18 protein-coding genes are annotated in these 18,811 nt (G+C 65.8%); 13 read left to right on the top strand and 5 right to left on the bottom strand.

Annotated elements, in window-relative coordinates; all coding sequences use genetic code 11:
* The first annotated feature begins 36 nt into the window (after positions 1-36).
* From AC51GT_RS15150 to AC51GT_RS15170, 5 genes are all read left to right on the top strand, one after another.
* Positions 37-513: a hypothetical protein gene (locus AC51GT_RS15150; RefSeq protein ID WP_496329289.1), complete on the top strand. Its 477-nt coding sequence runs from the start codon at positions 37-39 to the stop codon at positions 511-513.
* A 94-nt stretch (positions 514-607) separates the two neighbouring features.
* Positions 608-1,531: a TtfA family protein gene (locus tag AC51GT_RS15155; protein ID WP_496329290.1), complete on the top strand. Its 924-nt coding sequence runs from the start codon at positions 608-610 to the stop codon at positions 1,529-1,531.
* On the top strand, positions 1,524-2,090 hold the full coding sequence (gene pyrE / locus AC51GT_RS15160; protein WP_496322836.1) for an orotate phosphoribosyltransferase: 567 nt from the start codon (positions 1,524-1,526) through the stop codon (positions 2,088-2,090). Before AC51GT_RS15155 ends, pyrE begins: the two co-directional genes overlap by 8 nt.
* Positions 2,091-2,750 (top strand): TrmH family RNA methyltransferase, encoded by a 660-nt coding sequence (locus tag AC51GT_RS15165; protein ID WP_496329291.1) that lies wholly within the window; start codon positions 2,091-2,093, stop codon positions 2,748-2,750.
* Positions 2,751-3,150: 400 nt separating this feature from the next.
* On the top strand, positions 3,151-4,950 hold the full coding sequence (locus AC51GT_RS15170; RefSeq protein WP_496329292.1) for an alpha/beta hydrolase: 1,800 nt from the start codon (positions 3,151-3,153) through the stop codon (positions 4,948-4,950).
* Between the two features lie 30 nt (positions 4,951-4,980).
* Here the strand turns inward: AC51GT_RS15170 and AC51GT_RS15175 are convergent, their stop codons facing one another.
* Positions 4,981-5,697 carry a DedA family protein gene (locus AC51GT_RS15175; RefSeq protein ID WP_496322839.1) on the bottom strand — a complete coding sequence of 239 codons (717 nt, stop codon included), beginning with the start codon at positions 5,695-5,697 and terminating at the stop codon, positions 4,981-4,983.
* A 122-nt stretch (positions 5,698-5,819) separates the two neighbouring features.
* On the opposite strand from AC51GT_RS15175, the gene fbaA reads away from it, so the two are divergent.
* Entirely contained in the window at positions 5,820-6,857 is a 1,038-nt protein-coding gene (gene fbaA / locus AC51GT_RS15180; RefSeq protein ID WP_496329293.1) for a class II fructose-bisphosphate aldolase, read from the top strand.
* A gap of 7 nt (positions 6,858-6,864) precedes the next feature.
* Here the strand turns inward: fbaA and AC51GT_RS15185 are convergent, their stop codons facing one another.
* Positions 6,865-7,458: a hypothetical protein gene (locus tag AC51GT_RS15185; protein WP_496329294.1), complete on the bottom strand. Its 594-nt coding sequence runs from the start codon at positions 7,456-7,458 to the stop codon at positions 6,865-6,867.
* Between the two features lie 52 nt (positions 7,459-7,510).
* Positions 7,511-9,265: an Rv0361 family membrane protein gene (locus tag AC51GT_RS15190; protein ID WP_496329295.1), complete on the bottom strand. Its 1,755-nt coding sequence runs from the start codon at positions 9,263-9,265 to the stop codon at positions 7,511-7,513.
* 196 nt (positions 9,266-9,461) lie between these two features.
* Here AC51GT_RS15190 and AC51GT_RS15195 point away from each other — a divergent pair, with 196 nt between their 5' ends.
* The 3 genes from AC51GT_RS15195 to AC51GT_RS15205 all read left to right on the top strand — a co-directional run bounded on the left by AC51GT_RS15195 (position 9,462) and on the right by AC51GT_RS15205 (position 12,014).
* Positions 9,462-9,878 (top strand): DUF3151 domain-containing protein, encoded by a 417-nt coding sequence (locus tag AC51GT_RS15195; protein ID WP_496322843.1) that lies wholly within the window; start codon positions 9,462-9,464, stop codon positions 9,876-9,878.
* A complete protein-coding gene (locus AC51GT_RS15200) occupies positions 9,841-11,007 on the top strand; it encodes an FUSC family protein (protein ID WP_496329296.1) in 1,167 nt (388 codons plus the stop codon). The genes AC51GT_RS15195 and AC51GT_RS15200 overlap by 38 nt, the downstream gene beginning before the upstream one ends.
* 86 nt (positions 11,008-11,093) lie before the next feature.
* Complete coding sequence (locus tag AC51GT_RS15205) at positions 11,094-12,014, top strand: cation diffusion facilitator family transporter (RefSeq protein WP_496329297.1); 921 nt, start codon at positions 11,094-11,096, stop codon at positions 12,012-12,014.
* Between the two features lie 84 nt (positions 12,015-12,098).
* Here AC51GT_RS15205 and AC51GT_RS15210 read toward each other — a convergent pair whose 3' ends face one another.
* Together AC51GT_RS15210 and AC51GT_RS15215 are read right to left on the bottom strand one after the other, a co-directional pair.
* Positions 12,099-12,887, bottom strand: coding sequence for a site-2 protease family protein (locus AC51GT_RS15210; RefSeq protein ID WP_496329298.1), 789 nt, complete (start codon positions 12,885-12,887; stop codon positions 12,099-12,101).
* On the bottom strand, positions 12,884-13,597 hold the full coding sequence (locus AC51GT_RS15215) for a hypothetical protein (RefSeq protein ID WP_496329299.1): 714 nt from the start codon (positions 13,595-13,597) through the stop codon (positions 12,884-12,886). Before AC51GT_RS15215 ends, AC51GT_RS15210 begins: the two co-directional genes overlap by 4 nt.
* Positions 13,598-13,785: 188 nt before the next feature.
* On the opposite strand from AC51GT_RS15215, the gene AC51GT_RS15220 reads away from it, so the two are divergent.
* From AC51GT_RS15220 to purT, 4 genes are all read left to right on the top strand, one after another.
* On the top strand, positions 13,786-15,072 hold the full coding sequence (locus tag AC51GT_RS15220) for an adenylosuccinate synthase (protein WP_496322848.1): 1,287 nt from the start codon (positions 13,786-13,788) through the stop codon (positions 15,070-15,072).
* Between the two features lie 165 nt (positions 15,073-15,237).
* Positions 15,238-16,845: an adenylate/guanylate cyclase domain-containing protein gene (locus tag AC51GT_RS15225; RefSeq protein ID WP_496329300.1), complete on the top strand. Its 1,608-nt coding sequence runs from the start codon at positions 15,238-15,240 to the stop codon at positions 16,843-16,845.
* The gene (locus AC51GT_RS15230) at positions 16,842-17,198 is read left to right on the top strand and encodes a UBP-type zinc finger domain-containing protein (RefSeq protein WP_496329301.1); all 357 of its coding nucleotides are present in this window, start codon (positions 16,842-16,844) and stop codon (positions 17,196-17,198) included. The genes AC51GT_RS15225 and AC51GT_RS15230 overlap by 4 nt, the downstream gene beginning before the upstream one ends.
* Positions 17,199-17,282: 84 nt before the next feature.
* Positions 17,283-18,803 (top strand): formate-dependent phosphoribosylglycinamide formyltransferase, encoded by a 1,521-nt coding sequence (gene purT, locus AC51GT_RS15235; protein ID WP_496329302.1) that lies wholly within the window; start codon positions 17,283-17,285, stop codon positions 18,801-18,803.
* Positions 18,804-18,811 lie beyond the last annotated feature (8 nt).

Genomic DNA, 18,811 nt, shown 5'->3' on the forward strand with positions numbered 1-18,811 from the left:
AGATGGATCTCAGGCTGGGCTTCTATGTTCGGACACGTGCCTGAAACCCGACCGCGCTCGACGATTGTCGTGACGTTGTTGTGTGTCGCCGGGCTGGCCGTTGCCGGTGTGGCGTTGGCCTACTGCGTCCACCTGGGCGCGCAGCGCAACGACTCGGGGCAATCGTCGGCCGAGTTCACCTATGTCCCGCCGAACCAGGCCGGAATGAACTCGACCGCCGACACCGCCGAATCCGATGCGTTGCCCGAGAAGCTCGAGACCGAGCGATCGAAGATCATGCTCTGCACGATCGACGGCATCAGCGACGAGATCTTGTCCGTGCACACCCCGGACGGCCGCAAACATCAACTGACCCTGAGTCCGGACACCCACGTCGAATCCGCGAAGGGCGACGAGGTGACCGACCTCGCCAAAGGCGACCTGGTGGTGGTCCGAATTGTCAAAAGCGAGGACGCCACCACCGTCGACCTCATCGTCGACGGGCGGGTGTCGGCGTCGATACCCGACAACTGATCACGACGCGCCGCGGCACCGACCGCCGGACACCCCCGAGGGTTGGTGATCCGTTCGCAGGTCAATCGCGGGTGCCACGGTAAGCTGAGCCGTGATGACTGTCGTCTACTTCTTGATCGCCGCAGTGGCGCTGGCCGGTGCCGGTGCGCTGTTGTGGCTTGATCGTAAGCGCGTCACCGGCGTACGTCAGGAACGTGCGATCTGGGGCGACCAGCACGGGTTCGCATACCGCGCAACCGATCCCGGCCTCAAGCGGGACTTCGTCCGGGCCGGCATGAATGTGCCCGACCACATCGAGGTTCAGGATGTCGCCGAGGGAACGTACTACGGCGAGCAGACGCTTGTCTTCGATCTCGCGGAGACCGCCACCATCGTCGCGATCCGGCGCACCACCGCGTCCAGTGTGATCATCGATCTGCGGCACGAGAAGACCCTGGCCCCGGCCGAGCCCGATGTCGAACTGCTCGGTGCGATGGGTAAACGGGTGATGTTCTCGAGCAACCTCGATGTGGCCCGGCGGGTCTGTGACCGCCGCATGGTGACCCTGGCCACCAACGCACCGGATTACATCGAGATCTTGTGGAACGAGGGCGCCTGGTCGCTGGGGTCGATGCCGATCACCAACGATCCCGAGCGTCTCGACACCGCTCTGGAGACCGTGCGACGTTTCACCGATCTGTTGCGGGTCCTGCCCCCGATCGTCGATCCGCAGGGTGCACCGGACCCCCGTGACCCGTCCAGCCCCACCGGGCGGTCACGCCGTGGACTCGCCGATCCGCGTACCGAGAACATCCGTCGCGAAGATCTTCCGCCCCGGCCGCCAGTCCGGTCGTCCGGGCCCGATGACCGATCTTCAACCCGCGACGCCGAGCCGATCCGCCGGCCGTCGACACCCCCGCGCAACAGCGATCCCGCCGGTCGCAGTCCGCTCCCGCCGATCCGTCAGTCGGGCCCGATCCCACGCCAACCGGGTTCGTCCGGCACCATCCCACGCCGACCTGGAGGACCCGTTGACTGACCCAGTAGCCCCCGAGATCGTTCCCGCCGGGGGACTCCTCCGGTTGGCCGAACTGGTCTCAGAACTCGCGGTGGTCCACGGCAAGGTGACGTTGTCGTCGGGTGCGGAAGCGGACTACTACGTCGATCTGCGCCGCGCCACCCTGCACCACGAGGCGTCCGCGCTCATCGGCGCTCTGCTGCGTGAGCTGACCGCCGACTGGGACTACGTCGCCGCCGGTGGACTGACCCTGGGCGCAGATCCGGTGGCCACCGCGATCATGCATGCCCCCGGGCGCCCCATCAACTCGTTCGTGGTCCGCAAGGCGGCCAAAGCCCATGGCATGCAACGCCAGATCGAAGGCCCCGACATCGTCGGGAAGCGGGTATTGGTGGTCGAGGACACCACCACCACCGGCAACTCGCCGCTGACCGCGGTGCGGGCACTGCGCGATGCCGGCGCGATCGTGGTGGGTGTGGCGACCGTCGTCGACCGCAACACCGGCGCCGACGCGGTCATCGCCGCCGAGGGCGTGGAATACCGGTCGCTGCTCGGCTTGAGCGACATCGGCCTGGCCTGAGTGGAACAGGAAGCCGGCCCGACCGAATGGGGTGAACCGGCCGTCGGAGTCGGTCCCTGGGTCGACGAACACGGAACCGAACCACCCACCGACCCACGCTACGATCCCGAGCTGCTCGCAGCCGGCGATCGACGCAATGTGGTTGATGCATACCGCTATTGGACGCGGGAGGCAATCGTCGCCGACCTCGACACCCGACGTCATCCGTTCCATGTGGCGATCGAGAACTTCGGCCACGACGGCAACATCGGCACCGTGGTCCGCACCGCCAACGCCTTCATGGCCAGTGCCGTTCACATCGTCGGACGGCGCCGGTGGAACCGGCGTGGTGCGATGGTGACCGACCGTTATCAGCATGTGTTGCACCACGAATCGGTCCACGACCTGATGGTCTGGGCTCGCGAGAACCAGCTGGCCGTGGTCGCGGTCGACAACACGCCGGGTTCGGTTCCGCTGGAAACCGCGGATCTTCCGCGCGAATGTGTGCTGTTGTTCGGCCAGGAAGGTCCGGGTGTGAGCCCCGATGCGCAGGAGCAGGCCGACCTGACCGTGTCGATAGCGCAGTTCGGGTCCACCCGCTCCATCAACGCCGGCGTTGCGGCCGGTATCGCAATGCATGCGTGGATCAGCAGGCACGCCGATCTGGACCAGGCCTGGTGATCGCCGGCCGACACCGCGAGTTGCCCCCGAAAACTGTCACCTGCAATGGCTCCGAGGGAAGATTGCCCTCGGTGCCCGGCTATATGACAGTTTTCAGGGTGGCTCGATGAGGTTGTCCCGAAGGGACTGAAGTGTCGCTCGGCTCATCGGCAATGGGAGATGTCGAAACCGCGGAAACGTGCGGCCCTTCTATCAATACATCCGCATTGTCTGGCAGACGGTTTCGTTGCGCCACCGGCCGGTGATCTGCGATTGTTGGGAGCGTATTTATCGGCTCGCACGTACCCGGTCCCCCGCTGATCCTTTGAGTCCGAAATGAAACATTTCGAATCGACGCCGCCCTGATGGGTCGGACAGGGATTCGACCCACACGCAGGATGTCCCCCCGAGAAGGGTCGAGATGAGCCAGATCCCCGATCAGTTGTCCACCGGGCCGTCGCCCGACGATCCGGTGCCGAACGAGCCACCAGGTGAGCGCACGGCCGGTGAGGGGCCGGTCGATGCACCGGTCGCCGATGAACCGCACAAGCCCGGGTTTCACCGAATTCGACAGTGGCTCAGCAGATTCGAACCCGTGGGGTTGGTGTTCGGTCTCTTCTTCTACGCGTGGTCGATGTCGCCCTCGCTGTTGCCACGGACGTGGGCTCTGCAGGCGGTGGCCACCGGCATCAGCGTTGCGATCGGTTACGGCATCGGTGTCCTGGTTGTCTGGATCTTCCGCAAATGCGGGCTGACCCGGGAATGGCCGCCGACCTGGCAACGCATCGGGTGGTACGCGATCGGGCTGGCCGCGCTGATCGTTCTGCCGCTGTTCTTGGTCCTGGGTTCGTGGTGGCAGGACATCACACGTGAACTGGTCGGGATCGAACCGGGGAGCAACTGGGACTACATCGGGGTCTTCGTCCTCGGTGTGGTGGTGTTTTTCGTCTGCCTCTACCTCGGGCGTGGTATCGCCGGGCTGGTGCGACTGTTCTACCGGTTGGCCGACCGTTTCCTGCCCGACCCGGTGGCGATCGGCGTCAGTGTCCTGGTGGTCGCGGTGGTGTTCTTGCTGGCCGTGGACGGCCTGGTGACCGCCGGGGTGGCCCGGGTCGCGAACGGTTCGGCAATGGCCGCGGACCAAGGCACGGCCGACGGCGTGGTCCAGCCGACCGAGACGGAGCGTTCGGGTTCTCCGGGATCCGTGGAGAGCTGGGATTCGCTGGGGCGCGAGGGGCGAACATTTGTGGCCGGTGGCCCGCGCCGGCAGCAGATCGCCGAGCTGACCGGCCGTCCCGCGCTGGAACCGATCCGGGTCTACGCCGGACGGGCCTCCGTCGACGAGTCCGGTTTGGACGAGGGCGCCCCGACGGCGAACGCGCTGGCCGAGGGTGTCGTGGCAGAACTCGACCGCACCGATGCCTTCAGCCGCGAATACCTGGCGGTGGTCACCACCACCGGCCGGGGCTGGGTCAACCAGCACGTCGCGGCATCGCTGGAATACCTTTCGGGCGGAGACTCCGCGATTGCCGCCATGCAGTATTCGTTCCTCCCGAGTCCGCTGGCATTTCTCGCGGACCGGGAAACACCCCGGTTGGCCGGACGGGCACTGTTCGAAGCGGTCTATGACCGGTGGAGTTCATTTCCGGAAGACGGTCGTCCCAAACTGCTGGTATTCGGGGAATCGCTCGGCTCGTACGGGTCGCAGGACGCATTTTCCGGCGCGCAGGACATGATTGCCCGAACCGACGGCGCCTTGTTTGTGGGCACGCCCAACTTCACCTCACAATGGCGCCGGATCACCGATTCGCGCGATCCCGGCAGCCGAGAAATCCTGCCGGTGATCTACGGCGGCGAGAACGTCCGGTTTGCGTCGGCGCCGGATGATCTCTACGCGCCGGGTATGGGGCAGTGGGAGACCCCGCGGATCGTCTACTGGCAGCATCCGAGCGACCCGATCGTCTGGTGGTCGTCGAATCTTCTTCGGAGCAAACCTGATTGGCTCGATGAACCGCGCGGCGACGACATCGACAAGGGAATGACCTGGATACCGTTCGTCTCGTTCTGGCAGGTGACCCTGGACATGGTCTTCGCTGCAGAGGTGCCGTACGGCCACGGTCACTCGTATGGTCCCGAAGCGGTGTTCTTCTGGAATCAGATCCTCGACCTGAACGATCAGGAACTCTCCGATCGCATCTACGCGACGTTGAGCGCGGACTGAACAGCGTTGCAGGTTTTCCGCCCCCTGGCGCTAGCTGGGGCTGTCGGAGGGCTCGATCGCGGGGTCAGCGATCGGGTCCACGTCGTCACGCCTGCGCCAGCGCTTGTACAGCTCGCTGATGATCGGCAGGACCGAGACGAAGACGATGAACAAGAAGATGTAGTCGATGTTCTCCTGGATGAAGCTGATCTGCCCGAGCCAGAAACCGAGCAGGGTCACACCGGCACCCCAGACGATGGCACCGATGACGTTGTAGACGAGGAACGTCGGGTAACGCATCTTTGCGGCACCGGCCACCAGTGGTGCGAAGGTACGCACGATCGGGACGAAGCGGGCCAGGAAGATCGTGATCGGGCCGTGCTTCTCGAAGAACACGTGGGCCTCTTCGATGTACTTGGTCTTGAGGACCCGGGCGTCGGGTTTGAAGAGCGAATAACCGAACCGGTTGCCGAGGAAGTAACCCACCTGATCGCCGAGGAATGCGGCGATCGGGATGGTCAGCAACAGCACCCAGAGCGGGGCGAATGGCTCGATCTCATCGGATTTCGCGGCCACGATCAGACCGGCGGTGAACAGCAGCGAGTCGCCGGGCAGCAGCGGGAAAAGTAGCCCCGACTCGATGAACACGACGAGGAGCAAGCCGCCCAACATCCATGTTCCGAACGAGTTGAGGAGGTTGATCGGGTCCAGGAACCCAGGCAACAAGGCCACTTCGGTGGTGGTCTGGGCAAGAAGAGTCTCGATCACAGAAGCCAAGGGTACCGGGTGATCGTCTCCAGAACTCAATCTGCCGGTCCGGGAGGGGCGGTGTCGAGGGGCACTTGCCATACTTGACCAGAGACAACAACGAAACTGCAGCTGGAGGACATATGCCCATCGCAACCCCCGAACAATATGCACAGATGCTCGATGCGGCGAAGGAAGGCGGGTTTGCCTTCCCGGCAATCAACTGCACCTCTTCGAACAGCATCAACGCCGCGATCAAGGGATTCGCCGACGCAGGCAGCGACGGCATCATCCAGTTCTCGACCGGTGGTGCCGAGTTCGGGTCGGGCCTGGGCGTCAAGGACATGGTCACCGGTGCGGTGGCCCTCGCCGAGTTCGCACACGTTGTTGCCGAGAAGTACAACGTGCTGGTCGCGCTGCACACCGACCACTGCCCCAAGGACAAGCTCGACACCTATGTCCGCCCGCTGATCGAGATCTCGCAGGCCCGCGTCGACGCCGGTCAGAACCCGTTGTTCCAGTCGCACATGTGGGACGGCAGCGCGGTCCCGCTCGACGAGAACCTCGAGATCGCCAAGGAACTGCTGGCCAAGGCCGCAGCCGCGAAGATCGTCCTCGAGATCGAGATCGGCGTGGTCGGTGGCGAAGAAGACGGTGTCGAGAACGAGATCAACGACAAGCTGTTCACCACCGCCGAAGACTTCGAGGCAACCATCGAGGCGCTCGGGGCGGGCGACACCGGCAGCCGCTACCTGCTGGCCGCGACGTTCGGCAACGTCCACGGCGTCTACAAACCGGGCAACGTCAAGCTGCGTCCCGAGGTCCTCAAGACCGGCCAGGAAGTGGCCGTCAAGAAGCTGGGTCTGGCCGAGGGTTCCAAGCCCTTCGACTTCGTCTTCCACGGCGGATCGGGCTCACTCAAGAGTGAGATCGAAGAGTCGCTGAGCTACGGCGTCATCAAGATGAACGTCGACACCGACACCCAGTACGCGTTCACCCGGCCCATCGCCGGACACATGTTCCAGAACTACGACGGCGTCCTGAAGGTCGACGGCGAGGTCGGCAACAAGAAGGTCTACGACCCGCGCAACTACCTGAAGAAGGCGGAAGCGTCGATGAGCGAGCGTGTCGTCGAGGCCTGCAACGACCTCAAGTCGACGGGCAAGTCGATCCTGGGCTGACAACAGCTCAGAGCATCAGTCCGACCAGGACTGCCAGCGCCAGCAAGATCAACGCAGCGGCTGCACATAAGACCGAGGTATCAACCCGGCGGTGTGGCCGCTGCGTTGTTGTGGTCATCCGAATCGAGCCGGGATCGACCTCCACCGGACGGTAGGTCGATTGTGGACTCTGGGGCAACGGACCCCGATGGTCCCCCGGGTACGGCTGGGGCGGCCGGATCCCGTGACCGGACCCGGGCGACGGATGGGGCCGGCCCGCAGGAGCCTGCGAATACGTGGCCGCGGGCCGGGAATGGGCAGTGGGGTAGGGCGTCGCCGAGTAGGCGGCAGGCGGTGAATAGACGCCGGGCCGCGGCGGCACCACCGCTTGCTCGAACTGCGCAGTGGGCGCGGGGTTCGGGGTCGGTTGTGCCTGCCTGCGTCGCTCCGGGCTCGGCGGCGCATGATGTCGCGCAGCCGCCACCGGGGCGGTGGTGGCGTGGGAGTTGTCCACCGTGGGCAGACCGGACTGCAGGACCGGTTGGGCCACAGTGGCCGGGGCGTTCACCGCGCGGTCGGCGGGGGACGGATTCACAGATGACCGATCTTGCGATGAGGGCACCCCAGGAGCGTAGCGTTCCCGGGCGGTGAAAATGCGGTCGTTTGTTGCGTCCTCAGGCCTTGCAGACCTTCCATTCGCCGTCGACCTTGCTCAGCGTCAGTGCGACATCGAGCTTTTCGTCGGGCGTTGCGGTCTTGTAGGCGATCACTTCGACCACCGCGGCGTCCCCGTCGTCGATGATCTTCGACGCCTTGACGCCGTCGACCCCGACGAGTTCGTTGTTGTCCTTCTGGATCTGGTGGTCTTCGGCGAACTCCTGATCGGACATCGTCGTAAAACGTTCCAGGGCCTCACCGCACGTGATGGCGCGCAGGACAACGATGTTGCCGTCCTGCAGAGCGGTCACGTATTCGAGAGCGCGGTCGGCTGCGACGTCGGCGGGGGCCACCGATTCGTCACTGCCGCCGGCGACGAGGGCGACCACCACGACAGCAGCGGCGATGATCGCGACGAGAGCGACGAGGGATGTCCACAGACCCTTGCGGGATTTCTTGGGTTTGTTCTCCGGTGGCCGCTGCCGCGGATTGCCGCCGCCGGCTGGAATGTACTGCGGGGTGGCAGGTTCTGCTTTCCAGTTCCCGACCGATGACCCCTGCGCGGCGGGCCGGGTGGCGCTCTTCGGTGACGCCTGCGCGGCGGGCCGGGTGGCGCTCTTCGGTGACGCGGCCTTACCGATGTTGATCCGTTCGGTGGTCGCTTCGGAGCCGGTGTTGATCCGTTCGGTCTCGTTGTCGTCGGCGGGTGACCCGGGCGGCGCGACCGGCGCGACCGGTGTCGGGGGCACCGCTGCGAAGCGGGTGGTCTCGGCTTCGCTGAATGCGAGATGGGTCGGCGGGGTCGATTCCGTTGCAACGGTGTGGGATTCGGATTCTTCGGTGGCTACCGGGGTGTCGGCCACCGGTTCCGGGCTCTTCGGTTCGGGTACATCGATGGCAGGCGTCTCGACAGCAGATGCGGCGGCAGGGGTGGTTTCAACCGCAGGGGTTTCAATGGCTGCAGGTTCAACGGCCGCGGGTTCAACGGCCGCAGGTTCCACGGCGGCGGGTTCGACGGCGGCGGGTTCGACGTCTGTGGAGTCGGCGTCTGTGGATTCGACAGTGGGGGAGTCGGGGGCCTCGGGCTCGGGGGAGTCGGGCTCGGGTGCTTCGACCTCGGATACCTCGACCGCGGACGCCTCGACCTCGGTTGCTCCAGGTTCGAGTACCTCGGCCCCGGTCAACTCTGCGTCGGTCACCTCTGCCCCGGTCACCTCTGCGTCGGTCACCTCGGGTGTGGTGGACACCGGTTCGGCAGTGTCCTCGACTGCCGCGTCTTCCGCCGCAACGTCATCGGGCCAGGCGCCCTCCGGCACGCCGACCTCGGTGGCGTCGAGTTCGGGTGTCTCTGGCTCGAGTGTCTCCGGCTCGGGTGCCTCCGGCTTGGGTGTCTCCGCCTCGGGTGCCTCGATGTCGTCTGCCGGGGGTGTCGCTTCGGCTTCGGGCTCGAGTTCGACATCCGGCGTTCCGGGAACCTCGGTTTCGGGAGGGCTGGTCTGCGGGGTGGCAGAGGCGGTGATCGGCAGCCCGCCGTTGTCGGCTGCGGTGTTGTCGGCGGCGATGTGGTCGGTCCCGGTGCCGTTCGGGCGACCGTCGGTCGAGGCGACGGGCTGCTCGTCGGGTGCGCGATCCGGCGCCGTCTGATCTGACGCGGCGGGTTCTGCACGCTCCGGCCTGCGATCGAGGCGGTTCTGCGGAGCAGGGGGCGTCTGAGCTGCCGGCCCGTACTTCTGTTCGCGACGCTTACGAAACGTCGAAAACGTCCGGTTCACCAACGAATTACCCTCATCGTCAGGATGTGACATCCACCCAGCCCTGTCCCTAGACCGACAACTGATTTCAGCGCAGAAGCGGGCGAAGAACTCGATACCGAGATACCCCCCGCGCAGCGTTCGGCTCACCCTATCTAACGGAGGGGCAGGGTGTACGGGTCGACCGGTTCTCGGGCCGAGCTGCGACAATGGGGCCATGACGTCCTTCGGAGATCTACTCGGCCCCCAGCCCACCCTGCTGACCGGAGATGACGAGGCGGAATCGGACCTGTTGAACGGGGCCGATCCAGCCGCCGTCGCCGCAGCTCATCCCACCGCTTCGATTGCCTGGGCCTACCTGGCGGAAGCAGCCATGAACGAGGGCGCGACCATCACCGCGTACGCCTACGCCCGCACCGGTTACCACCGCGGACTCGATCAGCTCCGCCGCCACGGGTGGAAGGGATTCGGCCCGGTTCCGTGGAGCCACGAGCCCAACCAGGGCTTCTTGCGTTGTGTCGGGGTCCTCGCCCGGGCGGCGCAGACCATCGGTGAGGAAGACGAATACCTCCGCTGCCTCGACCTGCTCAATGAAAGTGACCCCGCAGCCGCCGGCGAGCTCGGGCTCGCCTGACGCGTCCGGCCGGTCGGGACGCCGCCTGAGCGACCGCATCCCGATCGATCGGGAGCGGATCCCGGCCCGGCTTCGCGCGCCCCTGCAACGCTTGCGGGTCGCGATCGTGCCGGTTCTGCAGTGTGCGCTGGGCGCCGGTCTGGCGTGGCTGATCGCCACTGAGGTCTTCGGACACAAACAACCGTTTTTCGCGCCGATCGCCGCGGTCATCTCGCTGGGTCTCTCGGTGGGCAGGCGCTGGCGCCGCGCCATGGAGGTTGCCTTCGGTGTCACGGTCGGCGTGGCGGTCGGCGACCTCATCATCTCGGTGATCGGATCGGGCACCTGGCAGATCATGGTCGTCGTGGTGATCGCGATGTCGTCGGCGATCCTCCTCGATAAGGGCCCGCTGGTTCCCATGCAGGCGGCGAGTTCGGCGGTGCTGGTCGCAACACTGTTGCCGCCCGGCGGGATGGAAGGCTTCAACCGCATGATCGACGCCTTCACCGGCGGAGTGGTGGCCCTCGTGGTCATCGCGCTGGTCCCGATCCACCCGGTGCTGCGTGCTCGGCGTGATGCCGCCAATGTCATGTCCACGATCGCCGACGTCCTCGTCGATGTGGCGGGCAGTCTCAAGCGGATGGATTCCGAGCGGGTTCGCGCCGCACTGGACCGGGCACGAGGCACGCAGTCGGGTATCGACGCCATGCGTGCCGACATCTCCGGCGGCAAGGAGATCAGCCGGATCTCGCCGCTGCACTGGGCGAACCACTCGCGGTTCGATCGGGTCGCGGCGGTGGCCGACCCTCTCGACAATGCGGTCCGCAACGTCCGGGTGCTGGCGCGCCGCGCGGTCGGGGCCGTCGAGAACTCCGAACAGATCCAGCCCGAGATCATCGACCTGGTCTCGCAGCTCGGACACGCCTTCTATGTGCTCAACGACATGATGCTGGCCGATCCGGGGCACCAGCCCGACCAGGCTGAAGCCGCACGGGTACTGCGCAGTATCGCGCGGCGGTCGGGCAAGAGCCTCGTCAAGGACAGCGGACTCACCGAGACCGTGATCCTGGCGCAGGTCAGGTCGACGCTGGTCGATCTGCTGATGGTCTGTGGGTTGTCCCGGGTATCGGCGATCGCCACCTTGCGGTGATTGCACCTCTTGCAACACATGCAAGAACGTGCATATATTGGTGTCCGGCTGATTCCGGCCGCATCCGTCTACCCGAGGGGGCGTTGGTGGGTCACTCGCACAGCCATGCCGGACACAGTCACTCGCCCGTGCTGACGGGGGAGCATCGCAGGCTGTGGCCCATGGTGGTCGGCGCCGTCATCATCTCGGTGTTCTTCGTCGTGGAGATCACCGTCGGCGTCATGGTGAACTCGCTGGCTCTGATCGCAGATGCCGGCCACATGCTCACCGACGTCGTCGCGATGCTGATGGGGCTCGGCGCGCTGTTGCTCGCCCGCCACAGCGCCACCGACGACGTCAAGACGTTCGGCTGGCATCGCGCCGAGGTGTTCACCGCCATCGCCAACGCGATCCTGCTGATGGGTGTCGCGGTCTACGTCCTCTACGAGGCGATCGAACGGATCGGTACCGACCCCGACGTCCCCGGGCTCACCCTGGTGGTCGTCGCGCTGATCGGGTTGGCCGCCAACATCGTGGTGATGCTGCTCCTGCGCAGCGACTCCAAGGGGAGCATTGCGGTGCGCGGGGCATACATGGAAGTGCTCGCCGACGCCGTCGGATCAGTCGGTGTCCTGATCGCCGGTGTGGTCACCATGACCACGAATTGGCCCTATGCCGACCTCGTCGTCGCCGTCCTGATCGCCTTGTGGGTCGCGCCGCGAGCCATTCGACTGGCCCTGGATGCCATTCGGATCCTGGCGCAGCAGGCCCCGCAACACGTCGACGTCGACAAGATCCGGTGCGAACTCGTGGGCATCGACGGAGTCACCGATGTGCATGACCTGCACGTGTGGACCCTGACCACCGGCATGGATGTGGCGACGGTGCACGTGACCACGACCTCCGACAACGCGGCTGTTCTACTCGCGGCCCGGGAAGTGCTCGAGGCCCACGGACTCGATCACGCCACCATCCAGGTCGACCCGGCCGGCATGCAGGAGAACTGCCACAAAAAGATCACCTGGTAACCTCACCGCCCTCCGATGATGTGCCCTTTTGGCGGGCCCCACCTGGGGTTTTGTTCGCCAAAAGGGCACATCATCGGGTTCGGGCTAGCGCCAGAAAACGAAGAGTTGCCAGCCCCACGACGCCAGCGCCCGGTCGGCGCCGCCCAACTCGAAGATCCCGTAGACGATGTCGAAGAACAGGTTGTTCAGCGTGGGGATGAACAGCAGGACGAAGATCAGCAGAAAGCCATACGGCGCAATCGGCTCCACCGAACGCCGCGTCTGATCCGAGAGATAGGGCTCGATGATCCCGTAGCCGTCGAGACCGGGGATCGGGAGCAGATTCAGCAACGCCGCGGTGATCTGGAGGACCGCCAGCATCGACAGCGCCGACCAGAAATTGAGCTCGGGCAGCACCGCGTACAGATCTTGTCTGCCGATCAGCACCAGCAAGACCCCGCCCAACGCGATGTTCGTCAGCGGCCCCGCGGCCGAGACAAGGCTCCGTTGGGCTTTCGTGAAACCGGCCTGGTTGATGTACACCGCACCACCGGGAAATCCGATACCGCCCAGGACGATGAACAGCAACGGCAGGACCAGCGACAGCCCCGGATGTGCATACTTGAGCGGGTTGAGAGTCAGGTAACCGCGGAGCGCGGCGCCGTGGTCCCCGAACCGGAATCCGGTTACGGCGTGGGCGAACTCGTGCAGGCACAGTGAGATGACCCAACCGCCGATCACCATCAGCAGCGCGCCGAAGATGGCCGTCGGAGTTCGTTCGCCACCGGCATTCCACAGGATCACCCCGCCGAGCACCGTGGCCGCGACAACGGCCAGGAACACCGGTCCGGGACGGACGGCGCGGACGAGCACCCCGATGGTGCCGGACGTCACGGTCGCACCAGGTGCCAATTCTGTTGGTGCCGGTAGAAGGTCGAGCGTTTGGTCGGGCGTTGCGCGGAGACGCCGTCGCGTTCGACGATCAGCGCCGGCGCGCCGGTCTGTGCGGCCCGGCCGACATGCCAACGCGCGCGGAAGCGTTTGTCCAGCCGGGCGCGTACCCCGGGCATCTCGGGGATGGGTTCGACCACGACCGCCTTGGCCTTGCCTCGGACCAGCAGTGTGCTGTCGACGTAGCTCTCGCCGTCGAACTCGCCGTCGACGCCGCGCTGGCGGGCGGTGCCGAGCAACACGATCGCCATGTCGTCGCGGATCAGCGGTACCTCCACCGCCGTCCCCTCGACGGCCAGCGTCGCGGCCCGCTGCCCGCTGGGCAGGCCGTAGACGCGAGTGGCGGGCGTCGAGAAGGGGAGAACCAGTGCGACCTCGACATCGAGTCGTTCGAGGAGCATCAGGCGGCCGACCACCGCGGCACAGAAAGCGTCCGGCAGTTCGGGCCCGGCGACGACGATCAAACGCTTGACCGCCGGATCCGACAAGGCCTCGGTCAGGGCGGAGATGATCGGCGCCCGCTCGCGGGTGGTGCGGACCGCTTCGAGCCCGGCCGGGATCAGTTCGGCCGCCGCGGACTCCTCGGCGATGACCCGCACGGACTCGTCGGCCATCACCCGTACATCTGTTGGTCGCACTCGGTCCTCGCTCATATCCGGTGGACCCACCTGTCCCACACCTTCGCCTATCGGCGATCCTACTGATCGCCGATAGGCGCCGATTTTGTGAGCCACCACCGCGTGCCGGGAGGTCCGGTCACGGATATCCGTTTGTGACCAAGTAGGGTTGACCCACGGTTCGGTGTCGCATCTGGCGTATACCGGCCGGAAGGAGCGCGTACATGCCTGCGATCGTGCTGATCGGCGCCCAATGGGGCGATGAAGGTAAAGGTAAAGCCACTGATCTCTTGGGTGGACGTCTGCAGTGGGTGGTGCGGTACCAGGGCGGAAACAACGCCGGGCACACCGTCGTCTTACCCAACGGTGAAACCTTCGCCCTGCATCTGATCCCCTCCGGGATCCTGACCCCCGGCGTCAAGAACGTCATCGGTAACGGCGTCGTCGTCGACCCCGGTGTGTTGCTGACCGAACTCGGGGGACTCGAAGACCGCGACGTCGACACCTCGGGTCTGCTGATCTCGGCCGATGCCCACCTGCTGATGCCGTACCACGTGGCCATCGACAAGGTCACCGAACGGTTCCTGGGCAACAAGAAGATCGGTACCACCGGACGTGGTATCGGTCCCTGCTACCAGGACAAGATCGCCCGCGTCGGGGTTCGTGTCGCCGACGTGCTGGACGAGAGCATCCTGACCCAGAAGGTCGAGGCCGCACTCGAGATCAAGAACCAGATCCTCACCAAGATCTACAACCGTCGTGCCCTCGATCCGGCGAAGGTGGTCGAAGAGGTCCTCGGTCAGGCCGAAGGATTCAAGCATCGGATCGCCGACACGCGACTGCTGCTGAACCAGGCGCTCGAATCCGGTGAGACCGTGCTGCTGGAAGGCTCGCAGGGCACCTTGCTCGACGTCGACCACGGCACCTACCCCTTCGTCACCTCGTCGAACCCGACGGCCGGTGGCGCATCGGTCGGTTCGGGTATCGGCCCGACCCGCATCACCACGGTGCTCGGAATCCTGAAGGCGTACACCACCCGGGTCGGCTCGGGACCGTTCCCCACCGAACTGTTCGACGAGTGGGGCGCCTACCTGGCCAAGACCGGCGGCGAGGTCGGTGTCACCACCGGACGCGCCCGTCGTTGCGGCTGGTTCGACGCGGTGATCGCCCGATACGCCACCCGCGTCAACGGGATCACCGACTACTTCCTGACCAAGCTCGACGTCCTCTCCAGCCTCGACACCATCCCGATCTGTGTCGCCTACGAGGTCGACGGGCAGCGGGTGGACGAGATGCCGATGACCCAGACCGGTTTTCATCACGCCAAGCCGATTTATGAGGAGATGCCCGGCTGGTGGGAGGACATCTCGGCCTGCCGCACCTTCGAGGAGCTGCCGAAGAACGCACAGGATTACGTCCTGCGTCTCGAAGAGCTCTCCGGCGCCTATTTCTCCTGCATCGGCGTCGGCCCCGGTCGCGACCAGACCATCGTTCGTCGCGAGATCATCTGATCCGGATTTCGAACACACCGGCCGCCGGTCAGCATTGCGCTGATCGGCGGCTTTTGTTTGAGCGCCCCCGACCATCCCGTCGCGGGACCGGGTGCCGCATGATGAGCTGCTGCACCTCGCAGCCGGTAGATTGCGGATGTTGATGAATCGGCAGAGGGTGAAGGCGTGAGATTTCCCGGACAGGAATCGGACTTCGGTTCGGTGTTGCTCGGCTCTGCGACCGAGACCCCCCGCCGCCAGCGCATCCGGATCCAGTTGCTGATCACGGTGTCGGTGCTGACCGCCAACGCGATCGGTGCCGCGATCGCGATGCTGCTGGTGGTGATCGGGATCCCCGAACCGAGCGTGCTCGAAACGAAGTTCTGGTGGGTCAACTTCATCGCCGCCCCGGTATATGTCGCCGTCGCTTTCTGTTTCGGCTGGGCGTTCGGCACGGCCAGGGTCCTACGGCACCTGCGATGGGCGCTGCGCGACGAGCAGCCCACACCGCAGCAGGCGCGATGGGCGCTGCGGGCACCGTGGGTGCTCACCCAGATGCAGCTACTGCTGTGGTTCATCGCCGGGGTCCTGTTCACCCTCTGCTACGGCATCCTGAACCCCGAACTCATCCCGAAGATCGCCCTGGTGGTCGGACTGTCCGGCGCGGTGGTCTCGGCCATCTCGTACCTACTGGTCGAGTTCGCGCTACGGCCGGTGGCGGCCCAGGCCCTCGAAGCCGGCTATCCCGGCATCAAACGACGTAGCCGACTACGTACCCGGGTCATGCTGAGTTGGGTTCTCGGGTCGGGCATCCCGATCGTCGGGACGATGCTGGTCGCCTTCTTCTCCGTCTTTCGGGACAGCACCAGCAAAACCGATGTCTTCGTGGCGGTCATGGTGCTCGGAGCCATCGGCCTGTTCACCGGTTTTCTGCTCAACTACCTCAGCATCAGTGCGATCAAGGCGCCGGTCGGCTCGGTCCAGCAGGCGATGACCAAGGTCAGCGCGGGCGACAACGACGTCCGGGTGGTCGTCTACGACGGCACCGAATTGGGCGATCTGCAACGGGGTTTCAACCTGATGGTCGAAGGGCTCTCCGAACGCGAGCGGATGCGTGATCTGTTCGGCCGGCACGTCGGCCGGGACGTCGCCGAGGCTGCGCTGGCCCAGAATCCCGAACTCGGCGGCACCGAGCGGTATGTGGCCGTCGTTTTCGTCGACGTCATCGGGTCCACGGCGCTGGCCGCATCGCTACCCCCGGATGAGGTCGTCGCGCTGTTGAACAAGTTCTTCGCGGTGGTTGTCTCGGCGGTCGAATCGCATTCCGGCCTGGTCAACAAGTTCCAGGGTGATGCGGTGCTCGCGGCGTTCGGTGCGCCACTGGAACTGGACGACCCGGCGTCCGCGGCGTTGTCGACCGCCAGGGAGATCTCCGAACGTCTGTCCGGGGAGATCCCCGAACTCGCCGCCGGGATCGGCGTCGCGTACGGACCGGTCGTCGCGGGAAATGTCGGTGCGATAGAGAGATTCGAGTACACCGTGATCGGTGACGCCGTGAACGAGGCGGCCCGGCTCAGCGAGTTCGCAAAACGGGATCCGACCGCTCCGGTGGCGTCCGGCCGGGTGATCGGGTCGGCGACCGAGAGTGAGGCCGCGTACTGGAGACGATCCGAATCGACCCTGCTGCGGGGTCGTTCGGAAGAAACCGAGGTCTACGTCGCCACGTCCGGCATCGATCTCTATGCCGCTCAAGCGACCGGAGAGGCCGGGCACGATCAGCGGAGCCGGGGATGAAACCGATCCGCAGATCGGCGATGCACCGGCTCATCAAACCCGCCGACGTGATGGAACCGGCCGAGGAGTTGTGCCCGGAACTTGCGGCGGCACCCACTGATCCGGCGCAGGATCCGGTATCCGAGACCGCGCCCGACGGGGAAAGGGCCGTCTGCCTCGACTGCGCCGCCGACGGCGTGAACGATCCGGAGCCGCTGCGTAGATGCCTGACCTGCGGGCACATCGCCTGCGGCGACTCGAGCCCACGCCGGCATGCGACCAGACATTTCGAGGTCACCGGCCATCCTGTGATCCGTTCGCTGCAGCCCGGGGAGAGGTGGCGTTGGTGCTATCTACATGCGCGGATGGGCTGATTCGGCCCAACCGGCCAGATTTGATCGCCTTCGACAGGGTCTACCTGTGCAATTGCCGGGCCCACAGGGGTTAGCCTTGGACGCGTGACTATCAGCAACTCGGAATCCGGCGTCGTGATCAATTCGGTGCCGCAGCGGATCGGTACGCCGTTGTCGCCCGGCGCCACCAAGGTGATGTTGCTGGGCGCAGGCGAACTCGGCAAAGAACTTGTGATCGCCTTTCAGCGCCTGGGTGTCGAGGTTGTTGCGGTCGACCGTTACCCCGATGCGCCCGGGCACCAGGTTGCGCATCGTTCGCACGTCGTCAACATGACCGATCCGGTGGCCCTGCGCGCGGTGATCGAGGCCGAGCGCCCGGACTTCGTGGTGCCCGAGATCGAGGCGATCGCGACGGAGGTCCTCGTCGAGATCCACGAAGAAGGATTCACCGAGGTCATCCCGACGGCGCGGGCCACCGCGCTGACGATGAATCGTGAGGGGATCCGCCGTCTCGCCGACGAGCGTCTGGGCCTGCCCACCTCGCCGTATGCCTTCGCGAACTCTGCCGACGAGATCCGGGCGGCGACCGCCCGCGTCGGCTTCCCCTGTGTGGTGAAGCCGGTGATGTCGTCGTCGGGCAAGGGCCAGAGTGTGGTTCGCGGTCCGGACGAGATCGACCGGGCCTGGGACCACGCAGTCGCCGGCGGCCGGGTGAAGGGTGGCCGCGTCATCGTTGAGGGTTTTGTCGACTTCGACTACGAGATCACGCTGCTCACCGTCCGTGCGGTCGATCCGGCCACGGGCAAATTGGGCACCTACTTCTGTGCTCCCATCGGGCACCGCCAGCAGCACGGCGACTACGTCGAATCCTGGCAGCCCCAACCGATGAGCGAGACCGCGCTCGGTGGCGCCACCTCGGTGGCCGCCCGGATCGCGGCTGCGCTCGGCGACGGCCATCTCGGGGGCCGCGGCATCTTCGGGGTGGAGATGTTCGTCAAGGACGACGACGTCTACTTCTCTGAGGTCAGTCCCCGTCCGCACGACACCGGGTTGGTCACCCTTGGAACACAGCGACTCTCGGAGTTCGAGATGCATGCCCGGGCCATCCTGGGGCTGCCGGTCGACGTCACCTTGGCCTCCCCGGGAGCCTCCGCGGTGATCTACGGCGGACTTGATGAACCGGCCATCGCATTCGAGAATGTTGCTGCCGCCCTTGCTGTTCCGGAAACCGATATCCGGCTGTTCGGCAAACCGGAGAGCTTCGCCCGACGCCGGATGGGCGTGGTGATCGCGACCGCCGATGACGTCGCGACCGCTCGCCAACGCGCCACCGCGGCCGCGCGAATGGTGCGGCCGGTCAGTACTGCGTCCCTCGCACCGTCGCCCAAGCCGCCGCTGCAGGGGCCGCCGGAACCGGAACGCGCGCCTTCGGCCGACGCCAACCAGACCCGGATCGCCCGCCGCCCACCGGCAGCGGTCCGTCCGCAAACGTCGCCGCCCCCACCGCAATCCCCACCCCAGGCTCCCTCGCGGCAGGCCCCGCCCCCGCAGTCCTTGCCTCCTGCGGGGCAGCGTCCGCAGGTAGGACTGAACAAGCAGTCCTCCGCCGTCGACAACAACCGGTAGCGGGGATT

This window comes from Williamsia sp. z34, assembly GCF_059553395.1.

Excerpts from the sequence above, each read along its gene's own strand:
- AC51GT_RS15195 (WP_496322843.1), top strand. The coding sequence starts at position 9,462 with ATGACGTCCTTCGGAGATCTACTCGGCCCCCAGCCCACCCTGCTGACC.
- AC51GT_RS15155 (WP_496329290.1), top strand. The coding sequence starts at position 608 with ATGACTGTCGTCTACTTCTTGATCGCCGCAGTGGCGCTGGCCGGTGCC.
- AC51GT_RS15215 (WP_496329299.1), bottom strand. The coding sequence starts at position 13,597 with ATGAGCGAGGACCGAGTGCGACCAACAGATGTACGGGTGATGGCCGAC.
- fbaA (WP_496329293.1), top strand. The coding sequence starts at position 5,820 with ATGCCCATCGCAACCCCCGAACAATATGCACAGATGCTCGATGCGGCG.
- AC51GT_RS15230 (WP_496329301.1), top strand. The coding sequence starts at position 16,842 with ATGAAACCGATCCGCAGATCGGCGATGCACCGGCTCATCAAACCCGCC.
- AC51GT_RS15220 (WP_496322848.1), top strand. The coding sequence starts at position 13,786 with ATGCCTGCGATCGTGCTGATCGGCGCCCAATGGGGCGATGAAGGTAAA.
- AC51GT_RS15170 (WP_496329292.1), top strand. The coding sequence starts at position 3,151 with ATGAGCCAGATCCCCGATCAGTTGTCCACCGGGCCGTCGCCCGACGAT.